We start from the raw sequence: 17,410 nt of genomic DNA on the forward strand, positions 1-17,410 counted from the left end.
GCTAAAAGAAGAGCTCCAGCTGCTGCGGTAGCAGGTCATGCTCATGGTCCAGACGCACCCCCACCCCTAAGAGGCGCACCGCCTGCTCGGAGCGCTGGAGGGCCTCGGCCAAGAGCCGGGCATAGGCCTTTACCGTGGGCTCGGTGAGCTCGGCGCGCTCCACCGTCGTCTGGTGAAAATCCTCAAACTTAACCTTCACAAAGAGCGCCCGGATCGGGGGGCGCTCCTTGCGCCCCAGGCGTCGGTGCAGGCTCTCGACCAGCGCGGGCAGGCGAGCGGTGCAGGCGTTTAAGTCCGGGAGGTCGCTGGCGTAGGTCGTCTCCACGCTCACGCTGCGCGCGATGCGCTCGGTGCGCACCGGGCGCTCATCGATGCCCCGGGCCAGCTCGTAGAGGCGCTTGCCCCGTTTGCCAAAGCGGCGCACCAGCTCGCTGAGCTCCACGCGCTGCAAGTCGCCGCAGGTCTTTACCCCCATGTCGTGAATGCTGCGCGCGGTGACCTTGCCCACCCCGGGGATGGCCTTCACCGGAAGCTCGCGCATAAACCCCGCCACCTGATGGGGCGCCACCACGTACTGACCGTCGGGCTTCTCGATCTCGCTGGCGACCTTGGCCAGAAACTTATTGATGGAGATCCCGGCCGAGGCCGTGAGCCCGGTCTCTTTGAAGATCGCCTCGCGGATGGCCCGCGCGCTCAGCGTGGCGCTGCCCCGGTGGTGCTCGGAGTGGGTCAGATCCAGAAAGGCCTCGTCGAGCGAGAGGGGCTCGATGATCTCGGTGTAGCGCTCAAAGATGGCGCGGATCTTCTGGCTCTCTTCGCGGTAGACGTTCATGCGCGAGGGCAGAATGATCAGCTGCGGACACAGGCGCACCGCATAGGCCGAGGCCATCGCCGAGCGCACCCCGAAGGTGCGGGCCTGATAGTTGGCCGTGGCGATCACCCCGCGCCGTCCCGGATCGCCCCCCACGGCGATCGGGCGTCCGCGCAGGATCGGGTCGTCGCGCATCTCGATGGCTGCAAAAAAGCAGTCCATATCGACGTGGATGATCTTACGCATCGCACCACATAGCGCGGGGGAGAGGAGGTCGGGGCTTTGTGACGACCAGGAAACACTTCGACATATTCCTGGTGATCCTTTGACAAATCATCGGCCCCTTCTTAAGCACGAGCCCGGACAACCCGTCCATCCCCCCCTCTTTTTTTTTTCATTTCGGAACATCCCACCGGGAGGTCGTACATGCAGTACGTCAATCGTAAGTCCCTCATCGCGGCTCTGGCTCTGACTCTGGCAGCATGTGGCGGCTCCGACGTTCAGACTGAGCCCGCTCCGGAGCTTACCATCTCGCCGATCGAAGCCGGCGAGGTCTGCGAGGCCGGCGGCTTCGCGGTATTGATCGATGGTGAAGAAAGCGCCGTGGTCTGCAATGGCGTGGCCGGTGCGCAGGGCGAAGCTGGCGAGCAGGGTGAAGCCGGTGAGCAAGGCGAAGCTGGCGAGCAGGGGGCTGATGGCGACTCCCCCGTGGTGGTGATCAACCCCATTGAGCCGGGCGAGGTCTGCGAAGCCGGTGGCTCCGAAGTGGTGGTGGAAGACGCCGAGGGCAACGTGCTCGACAGCGCGGTGGTCTGCAACGGTGTCGACGGTGCCGACGGCGCCAGCTCGGTGCTGGTGATCAACCCCATTGAGCCGGGCGATGTCTGTGAAGCCGGTGGCTCCGAAGTGGTGGTGGAAGACGGCAACGGCAACCCGCTTGAGGGCACCGTGATCTGCAACGGCGTCGCCGGTGCGGATGGTATGGACGGCGAAGCCCTCACCCCGGAAATCTCGGTGGCTCCCGCGGTGAACTGCGCCACCGGTGGCGTGAGCGTGACCATCGGCGACGCCGCTCCCTTTGAGGTCTGCAACGGCGAAGCCGGTCCCGAAGGCCCCGCTGGCCCCGACGGCGCCAGCCCCACCGTCGAAGTGGCGCCGATCGCGCCCGGCGCCCAGTGCGAAGCCGGTGGGTACCTGCTCACCATCACCGACGCCGCCGGCGCGGTGGAGACCGCCACGGTCTGCAACGGTGTCGATGGCGAAGGCGGTGGGACGACCAACCCCGATCCCGACCCGGTGGTGACCATCAGCGAGTGCATGATCGTCACCGACACGGTGGCCACGCCTGAGGGCACCGCGGCTGACGCCGACGGCCTGGTCAGCGTGGAAGTCGATGGTGTGGGCACCGATGTGCCGGCGACCTTCGTGGCCGAGCTGGGCTATGGCGACGCCTCGACCGACCCGAGCACCTGGACCTTCGCCGAAGGCATCTCCGACGCCACTGGCGAGCTCCTTGGTGAGTTCGGCGCCACCATCGCCGCCGGCGACTACGGCTTTGTCTGGCGCGTGGCGCTCGAGGCCGGCGACGCCTGGACCTACTGCGGCGTGAACGGCGTGATCGGCACCTTCACCCCGGCCGACGCCGGTACGTTGACGGTGACCGGCCAGACCGGCGGTGAGACGCAGGCGATCGCGGGCTGGGATTTTGTGGGCTCCTCGCTCTCGGCCAGCGAAGGCACCGGTAGCGCGGCGTTCTACGAAGAGGGCGCCGAGGCGACCTGCAGCTTCTTCGGCAGCGGAGCCGAGTGGGCCTGCGATAACTTCCCGGTGGGAACGGACTTCTTCGACACCGACGGCGTGACCCCGCTGGTCGATACCTACTTCCGCTACCAGGCCGACTTCAGCGGCTTTAGCGACATCAGCGTGAGCGGCACCTTCAAGGTCTCCAACTCGGGCCCGACCCACCTGCAGATCGCCGCGGAGTACGCCGACGGCAGTCTGGAGTTTATGGCCGCGCCCTTTGAGATCACCGTGCGCAACAGCAACTTTGACGCGACCTTCGTGCTGCCCCCGGCGGCCGGTCAGGCCGGGCCGGTGGCCTACCGCTTCTACCCCTACAACCCGAGCACCAGCGGCGGGAACATGCGCATGATCAACCTCACCTTCTCCGGCACCGCGCTCTAATCCGCGTGGCACCGGCCTTATGAAGGCCCGAGTGTGATTGAAAAACCCGGCGAGCGATCGCCGGGTTTTTTTTGATCAGGTTTTTTCGTTCTGGGAGGGGGTCGGGTTTGGGGGGAAAGGGTTTTCGAGAGGTCGCCAGGCCTGAAAACCGGGAGGTTTCTGGCGGGAGAGGGTGTTCAGCCCCCCCACGGGCCGGGAGGTTTCTGGTAGGAGAGAGGGTGGGACACCCCCTTGAGCCAGGAGTGGTCTGGCTTCGGAGGCTTAGCGGAGCTCCGAGGCCAGAGGGCCTCTGGCTCTGGAGGCTTAGCGGAGCTCCGAGGTCAGAGGGGGTCTGGCTTCGGAGGCTTAGCGGAGCTCCGAGGTCAGAGGGTGTCTGGCCGGGGAGGGGGTTACTCCGCCGGCGCCTCCGAATCGTCGTCTCCGGGCAGCGCATCCGCGGTGGCCACAAAGCGCGCCTGGATCTCTTCGCCGCGCCGCAGCGCCGAGGGGAGTTGGCCGGGGCTGGAGGCGGCGTCGGCCGGCAGGAGAGCCCCGCCCGCCAGGAGGCGTACCTCACTCTCCAGCACGTCGCCGGACAGCGCGCGCACGATCACGGTGCGCGTGGCCTCGGCCTGGAGCGCGGGGAGCGCGTAGCTCACCATCGCCGCAGCGGCCACGCGCCCCTGGCGCACCTCGACCTTGATCTCGGGAGCGGTGGCGCGGGGGCGCTCGCCAGGGACCTCAAACTGCAGGCCGCCGAGCATGCGCCCGATCAGCTCCCGGCCGGCCAGATCGGCCTCGGGGCCCTGGAGCTTGCCGTCGCCGTTGACGTCGAAGCGGCTTAAAAGCAGCCCGCTGCGTGCGCCCGGGGCCTCCAGGTAAAAGACCGCGATGTCCAGATGCTCCTCAAAGACCTGGACGAAGACCTGGCGCTCCGCGCCGATCTCGTGCGCGGCGGCCGGGGTGCCGGCCAGCAGCGTGCAGAGCGTGAGGAGCGCGGCCAGCACCCGGCCCGGCAAATAAGGTGTGCGATGCTTAGTGTCCATGGCCCCAGTGCTCAAAGATCAGGCGCACGTCGCGCAGGTCGCCCTGGGTGCGATCCAGAGGGGTGTTGTGCTCATGCAGGTGCAGGGGCACGCTCTTGGCGTCGAGGCGGCGCTCTCCAAAGGGCACCCAGCCGGCCGGGCGGCGAGCGCTCGGGTCGTCGTTAAACGAGCCCTCCACGCATCGGCCGTGGCCTTGTCCCGGGGGCTCAAAGGTGGTGCGTCCCTGGCCCGCGCGATCGTCGACGACCCAGATCGGGTTGGTGAAGGCCAGCGGGCGGACCTCGCCAGTTTCTTTGGGGCTCAGCCCTTCGACCGCCCCGCCAAACCCGAAGGAGCCGGCCAGCGAGCCCAGGGCCGCCTCAAAGTTGACCGGCGGGATCTCCTCGGGCTGCACCACCGGGAAGAGGTTGGAGTCGCCCTGAGCCAGCATCACAAACCAGGTGTCGCCCTCGATCTCCAGATCGATGGAGTCGCTCCAGCGCCCCTCCTCCAGCGTGATGGTCCCCTCGTAGACGACCTCGCCATTGGCGTAGATCTCAAAGCGCTCCACCCCCACCCAGTCGGCGGCCATTGCCTCCAGATCCAGGCGGACGGTGCCCGTGGTGTTGATCACGGTGCTTCCCAGGGGCTGGCCCGCGAGCGACATCGACACGAAGGGCCCGTTGGTGACCACGTTGTTGTTGTTCTGCAGGGCGTCGACGAGCTGGTCGGGGGTCATGGCGCGGGCGTCGTTATGGCCCACGTAGAAGTAGTTGCGGGGGTAGCCGGGCTCGGGATCGCCGGCCGAGGCCGCCGAGTGGCTGTCGGAGTTGCCGGTGGCCGTGTAGCGGCGGTAGGTGCCGTCGGGGCGCCGGGTGTTGAGGAAGTTGAACCAGTCGTCGAGCCCGCCGGGGTAGGCCACCTCGTCGCCGTCGCAGAGGATCACGCCGGCCTGATCCGGGAGCGCCGCCAGCTGCTCTTCGGTGAGCTGCGCAAGCACCTCCGGGGGCAGCTCGGCCTTGTCGACCGGCATGCGGTAGTGGCGCAAGAGGTGCACGCGCTTGCCGTTGTAGATCTCGATGGCGTCAAAATCGTCGGAGAAGGTCGACTCGTAGCTGCCCTCGTCGTTTTTGCGCACAAAGGCCGGGCCGTTGGGGCTGGAGACGGTGGCCACGATCTTATCGGTGCCCTCGGCCGTGTTCACCGGCAGCTCGGGCACCCCGCTAAAGGCGTTGATGTAGTGCTGGTTGAAGTAGCCCAGGAGCGAGTCGCGGGGGTGGTTCACCTGCACGATGGTGCGATCCGGGCCCAGCGAGCCCAGCTCGCGCAGCGCGTCGAAGATCTGCTGGGGAGGCACGTCCTGCCAGGCCATGGAGCCGCGGTTCATCGAGGTGATGTCCTGGCGCAGCGGGAAGGCGTTGAAGTGCCCGGCTTCAAAGGTGGTCAGCTCCAGGCCGACGATCGAGCGCAGCCAGGGCTGGAGGTTGTTGCGGTAGATGTAGGGCATGTAGTCCGAGATGTAGTTGTGGTCGGTGGCCACGACCACATCGACCCCTTCGGCGGCCACGCTTAAGACGCGCTCGTTGTAGTCCAGGCCGCTGTCGATGGAGCCCTGGGCGTGCATGTGGAAGTCGCCGTTGAGGTAGCCCTCGACCTTCATCTGCTGCTCGATCGAGGCCTGTACCCGGGCGACGGAGCCGGCCCGGATCTCGATGGGCTGGCTAAAGAGGGAGTATTCCGTGCCGCGGGAGATGTAGGCGGTGTAGTTGCCCGGGCGCACGTCGAGCGCCACCCGGCCGTCGGCGCCGGCAAAGGCGATGGCCTCGATGAAGCGCCGCGGCGCGCTATCGCCCTCCTCGTACTCGGCAAACTCACTGGTTCGCCAGGGCTCGCCGACCTCCAGATCAAAGAGGAAGTCGCGGGTGGTCTGGCCGGCCACCGGCTCGTACTCGCCAACCAGGGTGAGCTTGGCCGGGATCGGACCGCCGGTGGCGTCGATCACCGAGACCTCCACCCGGCCGGCCCCGGGCGTCTCCACGCGCAGGTTCACCGGTTCGGAGCCGACCTCAAAGGGGATAAAGCCCGAGGTTTCTCCGTGGCCCCGGGCCCGCAGGCAGTAGGTGCCCACCGGCAGCTCCAGCTGGAAGTAGCCCCGGGTGTTGGTGAAGGCCTGGTTGAAGATGTGCGGGCGAGCCTCTTCGCTCTCGACGCAGGCCTGCTGCAGGTCGGTGGCGCCTTCGATGCCCCGGTAGATGAAGACCTGGGCGTCTTCGCCCAGGGGCTGGCCGCTGTGCTCGTCGAAGAGGCGGCCTTCCACCGCTCGGGTCTCCTCCCCGCGGATCTGGTAGAGCTCATCGCGCAGGCTGGCCACGTCGCCATCGCCCAGGATGAAGTAGTTGGTGAACTTAAAGCGATCCGGGTACTGGTCGCGGGCCTCCAGGCAGGCGTCGTAGCGCTGCAGGCATTGCTGACCCAGCTCCTGGCAGTCGCCGCTCTGGCAGTTGGCTTCGATCTCGGCACAGACCTGGGCGGCCGGGCGCTGGGGATCGCAGTACGAGGGGGCCAGGCGGGTGGGGATCTCGTTGGTGAAGACCCCGCCGAAGCCCGAGGCATAGAAGAGGAAGAGCATGTCGTAGGGGTTGACGTGCTCGCCGTAGGCCTCGCGCTTGTTGTAGATGAAGTTGGAGTCGGGATCGGCGGCGGCTGCAAACCCGTAGCTCACCCCGCGCGCGCTGGCCGTGGCCACCAGATCGGTGATGTGGCCGGGGAAGGCCGGCAGATCGATGGGGCGGCTGTAGACCTCTTCGAGCCCGAAGCGCAGATCGTAGCCCATGCCGGGCAAAAAGATGCTGTTGAGCGCGCCCATCCCCAGCACCATGCCCGTGGGCACGGTGAAGCCGTTGAAGTTGATGTCGGGCAAGAAGGTGCCGAGCGCGTTGACGATGTCGCGGTTGGGGAAGGTGAGCGAGGCCTGTGCATTGTTCACCAGCTCGGCCTCCACTTTAACGTGGCGCGCGCCCGGCTCCAGGATGTAGCGGGTGGTGAACCCGACCAGGGGCACCCCGTCCGAGGTGGGGATGGTGCCGCGAATGGCGTCGCCCAGATCGGCCTCATAGGCGTTGACCATCGCCTGGTTGAAGAAGCGCAGCATCGTGACGAACTCCCCGCCGCGCCCGCGCACCTCTAAGATCGCCGCCTCTCCGTTGGAGCCGTCATTTACGACGACGATCTCCTCGGGGTTGACCACCTCCAGGAAGAAGGCCGGGAAGAGCTCCCCGAAGGCATCGCGTCCGCTGCCGCCGAGGGGATCGCCCTGGGCTTCGGGGCGCTTTAAGTCGGCGTCGATCAGCGAGCCGCCAAAGATCCCGGAGCCGCGGTTAAAGGTGAGATCCTGGATGATCAGGCGGACCTGATCGTTCTCCAGCAGCCAGTCACCTTCCTCCCCCAGGGCGGTGGGCCCGCCGATGAGCTCGGTGCGGTGGGAGATGCGCTGGGCGCTGGCGTAGGGGGCCGGACCGTCATCTTCGTCGCAGCCGGGGAGGAGACCGCCGGCTAACAAGGCGGTGAAGAGCAGCGCCCAAAGGCGCCGGGTGCGCTCGGGAGAAGGGCGTCGAACGAGAGGGGAAGGGCACAACATGGTCGCTCACCGATCGTAAGAGGGACGCTTACCAGCTCAGCTGAAGCAGCAGGTCGAGGCGGTTGTTGTCGAGCGCGCGGGCGTCCTGCTCGACGGTCAGGGTGTAGTTGGCCATGGCCCGTACCGGGTAGGTGCGGGCGTTATAGCCGAGGCCGAGGGTGTGGTAGGTGAGGCGGTCGTTTTCGAAGAGCACGCTGGGCACGTCGCCGTAGTTGCTGGAGGGGTCGTAGCTGGAGAAGCGGTAGGCCGGCTGCAATCCGAAGAAGGGCTCTTCGTAGGCGAGCTGGAGGGTGTAGCCCAGGGCGCTGACTTCGGGGCTATCGGGGAGGTCGGGAGAGCCCACGGAGGTGGCCAGCACGTTGGCCAGGAGCGTGGCGCCGTAGAGGTTGACCTGAAGGTCGGCCGTAAACCCGCGGTGGACCCGGTCGACGCGGTTGGGCGGATCGCCGGCGGTGTCATCGTTGTAGAAGAGCGCGCCGCCCAGGGCGACCGAATCGCCCCAGTGGAGCATCAGGCGCCCGAAGTAGGCCAGGCGGTCGTTGGCGTTAAGCGAGGCGTTGGGGCCGTTGCCGTTGGTGGCGGCCAGCGCGTAGCTAAAGCCCGGGCCCTGGTGGTCTTCCTGACCAAAGAAGTGGTCGCCGCGTACCTGGATCCCGACCTGACGGCCGGCGGAGAGCCCGTCGACGTTGTAGCCCTCCACGTTCTGCACGCCGCGGTTGACGACGGAGCGGTTCACAAAGAGGAGGTCGCCGGTGGAGATCAGGTCTTCGACGTCGAAGGGGGCCTTGAACTGCCCGATGTTGATCTCCAGCAGATCATAAGGGGCATAAAAGGCGTAGACGTCGGTCATGCGCAGCGCCAGCGCCTCGACCGGGGAGTCTTGCCCGGTGCGCAGCAGTCGGCTGCCGGCATCGAACTGGAAGACAAAGCCCAGGCCGTTGTCCATCTCACCGGTGGTGGTCAGGCGGGCGTCGGCGATGGTGAAGCCATCATTGCGGCCGATGAGCTCGACGTTGGGATCATCGGCGATCGCGGTGTAGCCGCTGCGCAGGTAGCCCCCCAGGGTCAGGCGCCAGGGGCCGGTGAGCCCGCCGTTGCCGGCGATCACCACCGAACCGGGAGTCGGACGCGCCGGCGCCAGGGCCACGGCGCCCACGGGCTCGTCGGGGCGGAGCTCCGCTTCGACCTCGGCGTCGTCAAGCGTCACCTCTTCGGTGCCGGCGACGTTGGTGGGTTGCGGTCGGGGCTGGGCACGCTCGTCGGGGGCCACGTTCTGGCGGCTCGTCTCTTCGGCGACCTGCTGGGCCTGCTCCACGGCCTGGGTGGGCGTGGGGGCGGCGGGCTCGTCGTTGTCACGGGCCTCGGGATCACCCTCGAGTAACGCAGGGAGGCTGGTGCCATCGAGATCAACCTCTTGAGGGCTCTCGGGCTCCTGGGCCCATACATCGGTTGCAACGAGGAGGGAGAGCGCGACGACGGCGACCGTCGCCCTGGACTTCATACGCACCATGATCAGGGCCTCTTTTCGGGCAGGAAAAACACCACTACGTCATCTGTGAACGTGCTGGCGCGGCCAGGTGCCGCCCAGCGTATCGTCCGCCGTGAGCCTCGGCTCCCGGCGTCGTAAGAGCTAGCGGGTAAGGTGTACACCACGCTGGCCGGGAGCGTCCACAGCCCGGGTGGGGCGGGCGATCGCAAAAGGTGGCGAGGAGCATGGCCGGAGTTCCCGCCTTATATAGAGCCGGTTATTGAGGGGCGCCTTGCGGGGGCGGAGAGCGCGCGGGGCCCGGGAGGCGGGGATGCTTGCGCGGCCGGTACTCAGCAGGCCAAAGGGGAGGGCAGCAACCCCCTCCTTATATAGGGCCGGTTATTGAGGGGCGCCTTGCGGGGGGGGGAGAGCGCGCGGATCCCGGATAGGAGGGCCGAGATCCGGTGGTGCGACGGGAGAGGGCGAAGAGGGCGGATTGACGATCTCCGCATAAATTAAGGCGAAACCCGAATTGGAGCGAGGGGAGTGCGTGAAAAATGAACTTTTTTAGGAAAAGTGTCTTGACGGAAACTTCGTGCCGAGTATTCTCCCGATTCCCTGGCGCGGCGAAGTCGAACAGGGAGGCGGCTCCTGGAGGAGTGGCCGAGCGGTTGAAGGCACCGGTCTTGAAAACCGGCAAGCGCAAGCTTCGTGGGTTCGAATCCCACCTCCTCCGCTCAAAAGTAAATTCCTGCTTGCAGGATGGTGTTTGAAAAGTGAATAAGAACGTGTACGGAGAGGTGGCCGAGTGGCTGAAGGCGCTCCCCTGCTAAGGGAGTATATGGCTTAAACCGTATCGAGGGTTCGAATCCCTCCCTCTCCGCTTTTCGACTGAAAAAAGAAACTGAAAAAAAAGTCGAAAAAGTGCTTGCAAAACCAAAACGGCGGTGCTAATAAAATGGCACGCCGGACGGGAGAACGGCAAACAACGCAGCAAGCACATAGCACGCACCTGTAGCTCAACTGGATAGAGCAATGGTCTACGGAACCATAGGTTGGAGGTTCGAACCCTTCCAGGTGCGCTAGAAACGCTCTTAATGAATTAAGAGCGTTTCTTTGTTTTTGGAGTCAGGTTTAAAAGTGTCTCGAAAAAACATCGACAACATCTTTATGATGCAGGCTCTCGAAGAGGCCGAAAAAGCTAAGGCAGAGGGCGAAGTCCCTGTCGGAGCTGTGGTCGTATACGAGGGTGAAATCATCGCTCGCGGGTTTAACCGGCGAGAAACCTGGCAAGACCCGACAGCCCACGCCGAACTGATTGCGGTTCGACGCGCGGCGCAAGTGTTGGGTAGCTGGAGACTCCAGGAATGTACGGTCTACGTGACCCTGGAACCCTGTCCCATGTGCGCGGGTATGTTGGTAAACGCGCGAGTAGGGCGGGTTGTTTTTGGTGCACGAGATCCAAAAGCCGGCGCGATGCGTTCGCTTTTTGCCATGGGAGAAGATCCTCGATTAAATCATAGTATCGAGGTGAAAGAAGGTGTCCTTTCGGCAGCAAGTGGACGGGTTTTAAGCGAATTTTTCCGCAGTATTCGTGAGAAGCGTAAAGCGTCAGCAAGTCAGGATGACTCCTCCAACGAGGATGCATCTTAAGTGCGGAGGGGTGGCCGAGTGGTCGAAGGCGCTTGATTCGAAATCAAGTGTACCTTCACGGGTACCGTGGGTTCGAATCCCACCCCCTCCGTTTTTGTAGTATCAGACCATGAAAATGGATCTGTTGGAGAGGTGGCCGAGTGGTTGAAGGCGCACGCTTGGAAAGCGTGTATACGTTTATAGCGTATCGAGGGTTCGAATCCCTCTCTCTCCGCTCTTCGAGGTGGGCTGTTGACGGCTCACCCCATCCCCCCTTAGGGTGGGGATGTTCGACCCCTGAGCGGCCAGTGCGACTGCTGGCCTGGCACCCCGTCAGGTCCGGGAGGAAGCAGCGGACCAGGTACAGAGTGTGCGCTGGCCGCTTGAGGGTCGAAGAGAACTCCACCCCGACGTGGAGTGATGAACATGAGCCCCGCGACGCTTCATTAAGCGTTGCGGGGCTTTTTTTTGCTCGGGCCCGGTGCGTTCAATCTGCGTTGACCCGGATGCCCGGGCGGTGCTAGCACGCGGGCAGGATTGACGCGGCAGGAAGTTGGTGAAAGTCCAGCGCTGCCCCCGCAACTGTCATCGGTGATGAACCTGTCGTAACCCACTGGCGTGTTTCAAACGTCGGGAAGGGGACGGGCGAAGGTGATCCGAGAGCCAGGATATTGCTGCGTCGACGGTGTACCCCCAATCGCTTCGGGTCGGTGGCGAGAGGAACGCAGCAGCCCGGGCGCGAGTGCGCCGGCTCATGCGTGCGGCCGCAGGATGAACCTGCCAGGTGTGTTTGCCGCTCGTGTGCGGGGTTGTCCCGCTGCCGCCCCTCGATCTCCGCCCGGACAGGTAAGGAGATTGAGATGACGACGCTGAAAAATCGGGTGGGTTTGATGGCGCTGATGCTGGCCGGTGGCCTGTGTCTGGCGGCCTGTGGTGAGACCGACGCGCCGGTGGAGTGTGAAGGGGCCGAGTGCGAGCAGAATGACAACCAGGACCAGGGCATTGAGGTGGCCGGGGAGTGGGCCACGAACTTCGGCTACGACGAGACCATCACCGAAGAGACCTGGGGGATGATGCTGTTGACCGAGTATGATAACGAGGCGGATTTCGCCATTACCCAGAACACCTCCGACGCGGAGTTTGGGGCGGACCGCTACAACGTGGTGGTGTGGACGCCGGTGGTCGACGACAGCTTCTACTACTGCATGGTCGCCTTTGATCTGGAGACGGTGGAAGACGCCCGCGCGATCGATCGCAGCGCCGATGCCGACGCCAGCGATCCGGAGAACGGCGGCTGCGGTGGGTTCGCCTGGACGAAGATGACCCGCAAATGATCGCCGCACGCTGGAAGCGCCTGGCAGTGGTGACGCTGCTTGCCGCCGCCCCGGGGGGGGCGCTGGGCTGCGGGGAGGTCGATGACACAGCCGAACCGGGCCCCTGGTGGGCGGGGCTGCCCTACGCCTCGGAGGTGGTGAGTTTTACGCCGGGGGAAGGGGCAGGTTTTGGCGAGGGGAACCTCCCCGACGTGGTGCTTGGTCCGCCGCAGGGAAAGGGCACGACCTCGGCCTCGCTGGATGTGCTGAGTCTGGGCGCCGGTGGAGAGATCGTGCTGGGCTTTGGCGACCGGGTCATTGTGGATGGCGAAGGGGCGGATTTCGTGGTGTTTGAGAACCCCTTTTACGCCGATGGCGATCCGGACCAGGTGTTTGCGGAACTCGGGGAGATCGCGGTCAGCGAAGACGGGGAGGCCTGGCATACCTTTGAGTGTGTGGCCTCGCCGGATGACGCGCCGCCCTACGTTGGTTGCGCCGGCTGGAGGCCCACGCTGGCCTACGAGGCGCTGGAGCATCCTGAACTCTCGGTGGCGATCACCGGCGGCGACGCCTTTGATCTGGCCGAGGTCGGCCTGAGCCGAGCTCGCTTCGTGCGCATTCGCGATCTCTGGGGCGTGGGAGCTTCGCCGAGCCAGGGCTTTGATCTGGATGCGGTGGGGATTCTGCACGTCGAGTAACTAAGCCCGCCGATCAGCGAGCGTGCACGCGCCGCGTTGCCGCTCGCTGCTTGAGGGCATAAAAAAGCCGCGCTCCCCTTTTGGGGAGCGCGGCTTTTTTATGCAGCTTCGATCGTTCTGAACTCGCCTGGCGAGCGCGCTTGCTTAGTAGCCGCGCTCGGCCATGTCTTCGCCGCTGGGGGCATCTTCGACGATGGCGGCCAGGCCGCTGACCTGGGCGTCGACATCCAGGGTGCGCTCGGCGATGTGCTCGAGGATCTCGGCTTTGACCTCGGCCAGGGGCAGGGTGCCGCGGCGCCCGTCACGGTAGGTGCGCAGGGCGACCGTGCCGGCCTCGGCCTCGCGTCCGCCGATGACCAGCATGTAGGGGACCTTCTGGGTCTCGGCCTCGCGAATCTTAAAGCCCATCTTCTCGCTGCGATCGTCGACTTCCACGCGGATGCCCGAGCGCTTGAGGTCTCTGGCGACCTCCCAGGCGAAGTCGTTCTGCTCGTCGGTGATCGGCACGATCACCGCCTGTACCGGCGCCAGCCAGGTGGGGAAGGCTCCGGCCAGGTGCTCGAGCAGGATGGCGAAGAAGCGCTCCAGGCTGCCGGCGATGGCGCGGTGGATGACGATCGGGGTGCGCTCGGAGTTGTCGCTGGCGGTGTAGGTGAGCTCAAAGCGTCGGGGCAGCTGGAAGTCGAGCTGGATGGTGGCGCATTGCCAGGAGCGGCCCAGGCAGTCGCGCACCTGGAAGTCGATCTTCGGCCCGTAGAAGGCGCCGTCGCCCTCGTTGATGGTGAAGGGCTTTCCGGCCGCCTCCAGCGCCTCTTTGAGCGCGCCTTCGGCGCGATCCCAGAGCTCGACCTCGCCCATGAAGTCGTCGGGACGCGTGGAGATCTCGACGTCGTACTCCATGTTGAACATGCCGTAGGTGCGCTCGACGAGTTCCAGGAGCATGGAGATCTCCTGGGTGATGTGCTCCTCGGTGGTGAAGATGTGGGCGTCGTCCTGGCAGAACTGGCGCACGCGGGTGGCGCCGCCCAGCGCGCCGGGGAGCTCGTTGCGGTGGAGGTGTCCGAACTCGGCCACCCGCAGCGGGAGCTCGCGGTAGGAGCGCTTCTTGCTCTTGAAGTAGAGCATGGTGTCCGGGCAGTTCATCGGCTTGAGGCAGTAGTTCTGACCGTGAGCCTCCAGCTTGAACATGGTGTCCTGGTAGTGGTCCAGGTGGCCGGACTGCGCGAAGAGATCTTCGTGGTAGATCAGCGGGTTGCAGATCTCCTCGTAGCCCTGCTCGGCCTCGATCTCGCGGAAGTAGTTCTGGAGCTCCCGGTAGGAGGTCCAGCCTTTGGGGCGCCAGAAGATCGAGCCCGGGGAGAGGCGGTTGAAGTCGAAGAGTTCCAGCTCGCGGGCCAGTTTGCGGTGGTCGCGGCGCTTGGCCTCCTCCAGCATGAGCAGGTACTGGTCGAGCTCATCGCGGGTGGGGAAGGCGGTGCCGTAGACGCGCTGGAGCATCGGCTGGTTTTCGTCGCCGCGCCAGTAGGCGCCGGCGACCTTCAGGAGTTTGAAGTTCTTGCACTGCTTGGAGTAGCGCACGTGGGGGCCGGCGCAGAGATCGATGAGGGGACCGCTCTCGTAGGTGGAGACGGTGTCGCCTTCGATGCCCTCGATGAGTTCGAGCTTGTAGGGCTGATCTTTAAAAAACTCGCGGGCTTTGTCTTTGTCCCACTCTTCGTATTTGAAGGGGACGTTGGCCTTGACGAGTTTGGTCATGCGCTCCTCGATCTCCTCGAAATCGTCGGGGGAGAGGGCGCGGGGGAGCTCAAAGTCGTAGTAGAAGCCGTCCTTGATGGGCGGGCCAATGGCCAGGCGCGCATCGGGGAACATCTCCAAAATCGCTGCGGCCATCAGGTGGGCGGTGGAGTGGCGGACTCGGTACAGCTTGTCGGCTCGTTTGTCGTTGGATGCTTCCGCCATGCGTCTCTCCCTGGGGTTCTGGGCAGTCTGGGGGTCGAGTTCGACCGGCTCTAGGTAGTGATGAAAGTGCCGCGCGTGCGCGCGCGACGTCGGCAAGTGACTTAGCTCGAAAGGCCGCTCAGTGCAAAGGCAGCGCGGGCGATCCCGGTGCGACGAGGTGTCGCTTGACGCTGAGTATATCGATCCCGTTGAATAGCGCGGCAGAATCGAGTGTTGCGAACTATCGCCCCGGGTTCGCGATTCCCATAATCCGGCTGGCGAATCATTCAAACATACTGAGAACCCCTGGAGATGAAGTGAGTAAGCAGACAACGCGATGGAAAAAGAAGTCAGTGGTCGCCCTGATGGTGCTGGCGCTGGTGGGATCGCTTCTGGGATGTGATTCGAAGTCGGAGGCGCCCCAGGAGGCTGCCCAGGCTGAGGCCCCTGCCGAGGCGAAGGGCGCGGAGAAAGCCGGTGAGAAGGCCGGCGCCGAAGCCGGCGAGGCGGCCGGTGAGCAGGCCAGCTACCCCGGGGTCGATCTCTCGGCTCTCGGAGCGTCCCAGCGCGTCAAGCTCGCGGAGATGGCCGGCGAAGAGCTCTGCCCCTGCCCCGATGCCACGGTGAGCCTGGATGAGTGCATGCAGAGCGAGGAGACCCAGTGCGAAGAGGCCCGGGCGGCCGTCAGCACAATGGTCGGGGCGCTGGCCGAAGGTGCCGGGGAGCGCGCGCTGGAGCGCGTGGCCGAGCGTCAGGCCAGCGAGGAGAAGGTTCACACCTTTATGCTCGAAGACGCGCCGGTCAAAGGCTCGGCCGAGGCCGAGGTGGTGATCGTGGAGTTTGCCGACTTCCAGTGCCCGCATTGCCGTACGGCCGCCGGTGTGCTCTCGGTGGTGCATGAGCAGCTGGGCGACGAGGTGGCGATTTACTTCAAGCAGTTCCCGCTGGGCAGTCCGCTCTCTGACCTGGGAGCCCGGGCGACCCTGGCCGCGCATAAGCAGGGACGTTTCTGGCAGATGCACGACCTGATCTTTGCCAACCAGCGCGATTTCAACCCGCAGCGTCTAGAGGGTTATGTGCGCCAGCTGGGGCTGAACTACGATCGCTTCCAGGCCGACCTGAAGTCGCCTGAGCTCGGGATGCAGGCTCAGCGCGACCGTCAGGAAGGCATGGCCGCCGGTGTGCAGGGCACGCCGAGCCTCTTCATCAACGGTAAGCGCTACAAGGGGCAGCTGACGCCGCAGGCCATCGTGGCCGCGGTCAAGGCGGAGGCCGAGGCTGCCGAGTAAGTGTGAGCGCGTCGGGCGGCGCGCGCTAGCGCGCGCCGCCGGCGATCCAGTCTTCGATGAGTTCGATCTCATCGGGGGCTAAGGGGGGCGCGTCGCTGTAGGGCGGGGGCTGTACAGTGAAGCGACGCCGGGGATAGTCGGCCAGGATCTTGTGCATCAAATAGGATCTTGCCGGTTCAAAAGGCATTACCAGGGGAAGATCGACCTGCGAAGAGCGGGTCTGGCGCAGCGCGTCTCGGGAGAGCTGTGGGAGCTGCCAGGCTTGATCGGCGTGGCAGCTCGCGCAGGAGCGCTCCAGGATCGGGGCGATGTCCTCCCAGCGCACCGACTCGCGGGTGGGGGGCTCGGCGGCCGGGAGCGTCTCGTCGGTGAAGAAGATCGGGGCCGGCGTCTCGGGAGCCAGCGGAGAACCCACCACGCTGCGGAGCGCCGGGGAGGTCTGCAGGGTGTAGCGAAGCTCGGCCTCCAGCGGAGCCCGCGGGTGGTAGAGCAGGGCCTTGCGGCTCATGCGGTAGGTGAGGCGTCCGCCGGCCACGATGCCCCCGGAGCGCAGGCTCAACGTGGCGTAGGAGTTCAGGGTGTCGGGATCGAGGTACTCACTGAATCGCACCTCGATGGTCGCCTCGGTGGCGATCGCCGGGGAGGGGGACACCTCCACCACACGCAGCCAGTCTTCGCCGGGGGGCGGCAGGGGGAGGGGGTTTCCTTCGGCATCGCTCGGTGGCTCGGGGTCCAGCGGGCCGCAGGCCAGCAGCGAAGACGTGCCGCACACCGCTATGGCCAGCAGAGTCGCACCGTAAAGCCGGAAGCGGGGGTGTGGCGAGCGAGAAGGCACGTCGTCTCGGGGGGGAAGGGTTAAAGGGAAGGGGGTTGCCGCGGGTCGGGGAGCAGACTGGCGAGGCCCGGTCTTAAGATCAAGTCCAGGCGCTCGTCGGCGGTCGGGGCCCGGGGTAGCGACGCGATAACAGGCGATGCGAGCGCGATTTAGATCTGGAACGACGCGATAACAGGCGATGCGAGCGCGTATTGGGTTGAGAAAAACGCGATAGCAGGCGATGCAAGCGCGTATTGGGTTGAGAAAAACGCGATAGCAGGCGATGCGAGCGCGTATTGGGTTGAGAAAAACGCGATAGCAGGCGATGCGATCGCGTATTGGGTCGAGAAAAACGCGATAGCAGGCGATGCGATCGCGTATTGGGTTGAGAAAAACGCGATAGCAGGCGATGCGATCGAGAGGTTTGATTTGAAAAACGCGTGATCAGGGGACCGATCGAGGGGATGTGGATGGGGGGAGGAGAGCGCAGGCGTGGGGAGCGTATCGTTGCGAAGGAGAGCGCTTCGAGCGAGGCGATGAGTCGTTTAGGTTGGTGGCGGAGGCCCGGGGGAATGTGAATGGGATGATGCAAGTCTTAGCGAAATATTGCTTTGTTCTGGGC

11 protein-coding genes, 5 tRNA genes, 1 other RNA gene and 1 riboswitch are annotated in these 17,410 nt (G+C 65.1%); of the genes, 11 read left to right on the forward strand and 6 right to left on the reverse strand.

All coding sequences use genetic code 11. The annotated features are described in order from the left end of the window. Position 1: 1 nt before the first annotated feature. Positions 2-1,057, reverse strand: a complete 1,056-nt coding sequence (dinB, locus tag DL240_RS11740) for a DNA polymerase IV (RefSeq protein WP_111730095.1) — start codon at positions 1,055-1,057, stop codon at positions 2-4. A 180-nt stretch (positions 1,058-1,237) separates the two neighbouring features. Here dinB and DL240_RS11745 point away from each other — a divergent pair, with 180 nt between their 5' ends. Beyond that, complete coding sequence (locus DL240_RS11745; RefSeq protein WP_111730096.1) at positions 1,238-2,995, forward strand: collagen-like domain-containing protein; 1,758 nt, start codon at positions 1,238-1,240, stop codon at positions 2,993-2,995. A gap of 389 nt (positions 2,996-3,384) precedes the next feature. Here the strand turns inward: DL240_RS11745 and DL240_RS11750 are convergent, their stop codons facing one another. The 3 genes from DL240_RS11750 to DL240_RS11760 are packed head-to-tail and all read right to left on the reverse strand — an operon-like array spanning position 3,385 to position 9,146. Further along, positions 3,385-4,020 (reverse strand): hypothetical protein, encoded by a 636-nt coding sequence (locus DL240_RS11750; protein ID WP_146618261.1) that lies wholly within the window; start codon positions 4,018-4,020, stop codon positions 3,385-3,387. Further along, on the reverse strand, positions 4,010-7,636 hold the full coding sequence (locus DL240_RS11755; protein ID WP_111730098.1) for a CehA/McbA family metallohydrolase domain-containing protein: 3,627 nt from the start codon (positions 7,634-7,636) through the stop codon (positions 4,010-4,012). Before DL240_RS11755 ends, DL240_RS11750 begins: the two co-directional genes overlap by 11 nt. Positions 7,637-7,664: 28 nt before the next feature. Further along, positions 7,665-9,146 carry a porin gene (locus tag DL240_RS11760; RefSeq protein ID WP_111730099.1) on the reverse strand — a complete coding sequence of 494 codons (1,482 nt, stop codon included), beginning with the start codon at positions 9,144-9,146 and terminating at the stop codon, positions 7,665-7,667. Between the two features lie 611 nt (positions 9,147-9,757). Between DL240_RS11760 and DL240_RS11765 the strand changes: the two genes are divergently transcribed. The 9 genes from DL240_RS11765 (at position 9,758) to DL240_RS11805 (ending at position 12,747) form a co-directional block, all read left to right on the forward strand. Further along, positions 9,758-9,840 (forward strand) — tRNA-Ser (locus tag DL240_RS11765). Positions 9,841-9,898: 58 nt separating this feature from the next. Beyond that, a tRNA-Ser gene (locus DL240_RS11770) sits at positions 9,899-9,987 on the forward strand. Between the two features lie 125 nt (positions 9,988-10,112). Next, a tRNA-Arg gene (locus DL240_RS11775) sits at positions 10,113-10,186 on the forward strand. A gap of 34 nt (positions 10,187-10,220) precedes the next feature. Beyond that, positions 10,221-10,757, forward strand: a complete 537-nt coding sequence (gene tadA / locus DL240_RS11780) for a tRNA adenosine(34) deaminase TadA (protein ID WP_233497062.1) — start codon at positions 10,221-10,223, stop codon at positions 10,755-10,757. Positions 10,758-10,761: 4 nt separating this feature from the next. After that, positions 10,762-10,848, forward strand: a tRNA-Ser gene (locus DL240_RS11785). Positions 10,849-10,883: 35 nt separating this feature from the next. Further along, a tRNA-Ser gene (locus tag DL240_RS11790) sits at positions 10,884-10,971 on the forward strand. A 63-nt stretch (positions 10,972-11,034) separates the two neighbouring features. Then, an RNA gene (gene ffs, locus DL240_RS11795) (signal recognition particle sRNA small type) lies at positions 11,035-11,125 on the forward strand. 97 nt (positions 11,126-11,222) lie between these two features. Beyond that, positions 11,223-11,429: riboswitch (cobalamin riboswitch) on the forward strand. Positions 11,430-11,596: 167 nt separating this feature from the next. After that, entirely contained in the window at positions 11,597-12,070 is a 474-nt protein-coding gene (locus tag DL240_RS11800; protein WP_111730101.1) for a hypothetical protein, read from the forward strand. Continuing rightward, the gene (locus DL240_RS11805) at positions 12,067-12,747 is read left to right on the forward strand and encodes a cell surface protein (protein ID WP_111730102.1); all 681 of its coding nucleotides are present in this window, start codon (positions 12,067-12,069) and stop codon (positions 12,745-12,747) included. The genes DL240_RS11800 and DL240_RS11805 overlap by 4 nt, the downstream gene beginning before the upstream one ends. 144 nt (positions 12,748-12,891) lie before the next feature. Here DL240_RS11805 and thrS read toward each other — a convergent pair whose 3' ends face one another. Continuing rightward, positions 12,892-14,706 (reverse strand): threonine--tRNA ligase, encoded by a 1,815-nt coding sequence (gene thrS / locus DL240_RS11810; protein WP_111730103.1) that lies wholly within the window; start codon positions 14,704-14,706, stop codon positions 12,892-12,894. Between the two features lie 296 nt (positions 14,707-15,002). Here thrS and DL240_RS11815 point away from each other — a divergent pair, with 296 nt between their 5' ends. Next, positions 15,003-15,974, forward strand: coding sequence for a DsbA family protein (locus DL240_RS11815; protein WP_158542510.1), 972 nt, complete (start codon positions 15,003-15,005; stop codon positions 15,972-15,974). Between the two features lie 25 nt (positions 15,975-15,999). Here the strand turns inward: DL240_RS11815 and DL240_RS11820 are convergent, their stop codons facing one another. Then, complete coding sequence (locus tag DL240_RS11820) at positions 16,000-16,809, reverse strand: Ig-like domain-containing domain (protein WP_146618262.1); 810 nt, start codon at positions 16,807-16,809, stop codon at positions 16,000-16,002. Positions 16,810-17,410: the final 601 nt, after the last annotated feature.

This window comes from Lujinxingia litoralis (assembly GCF_003260125.1).
Lineage (GTDB): Bacteria > Myxococcota_A > Bradymonadia > Bradymonadales > Bradymonadaceae > Lujinxingia > Lujinxingia litoralis.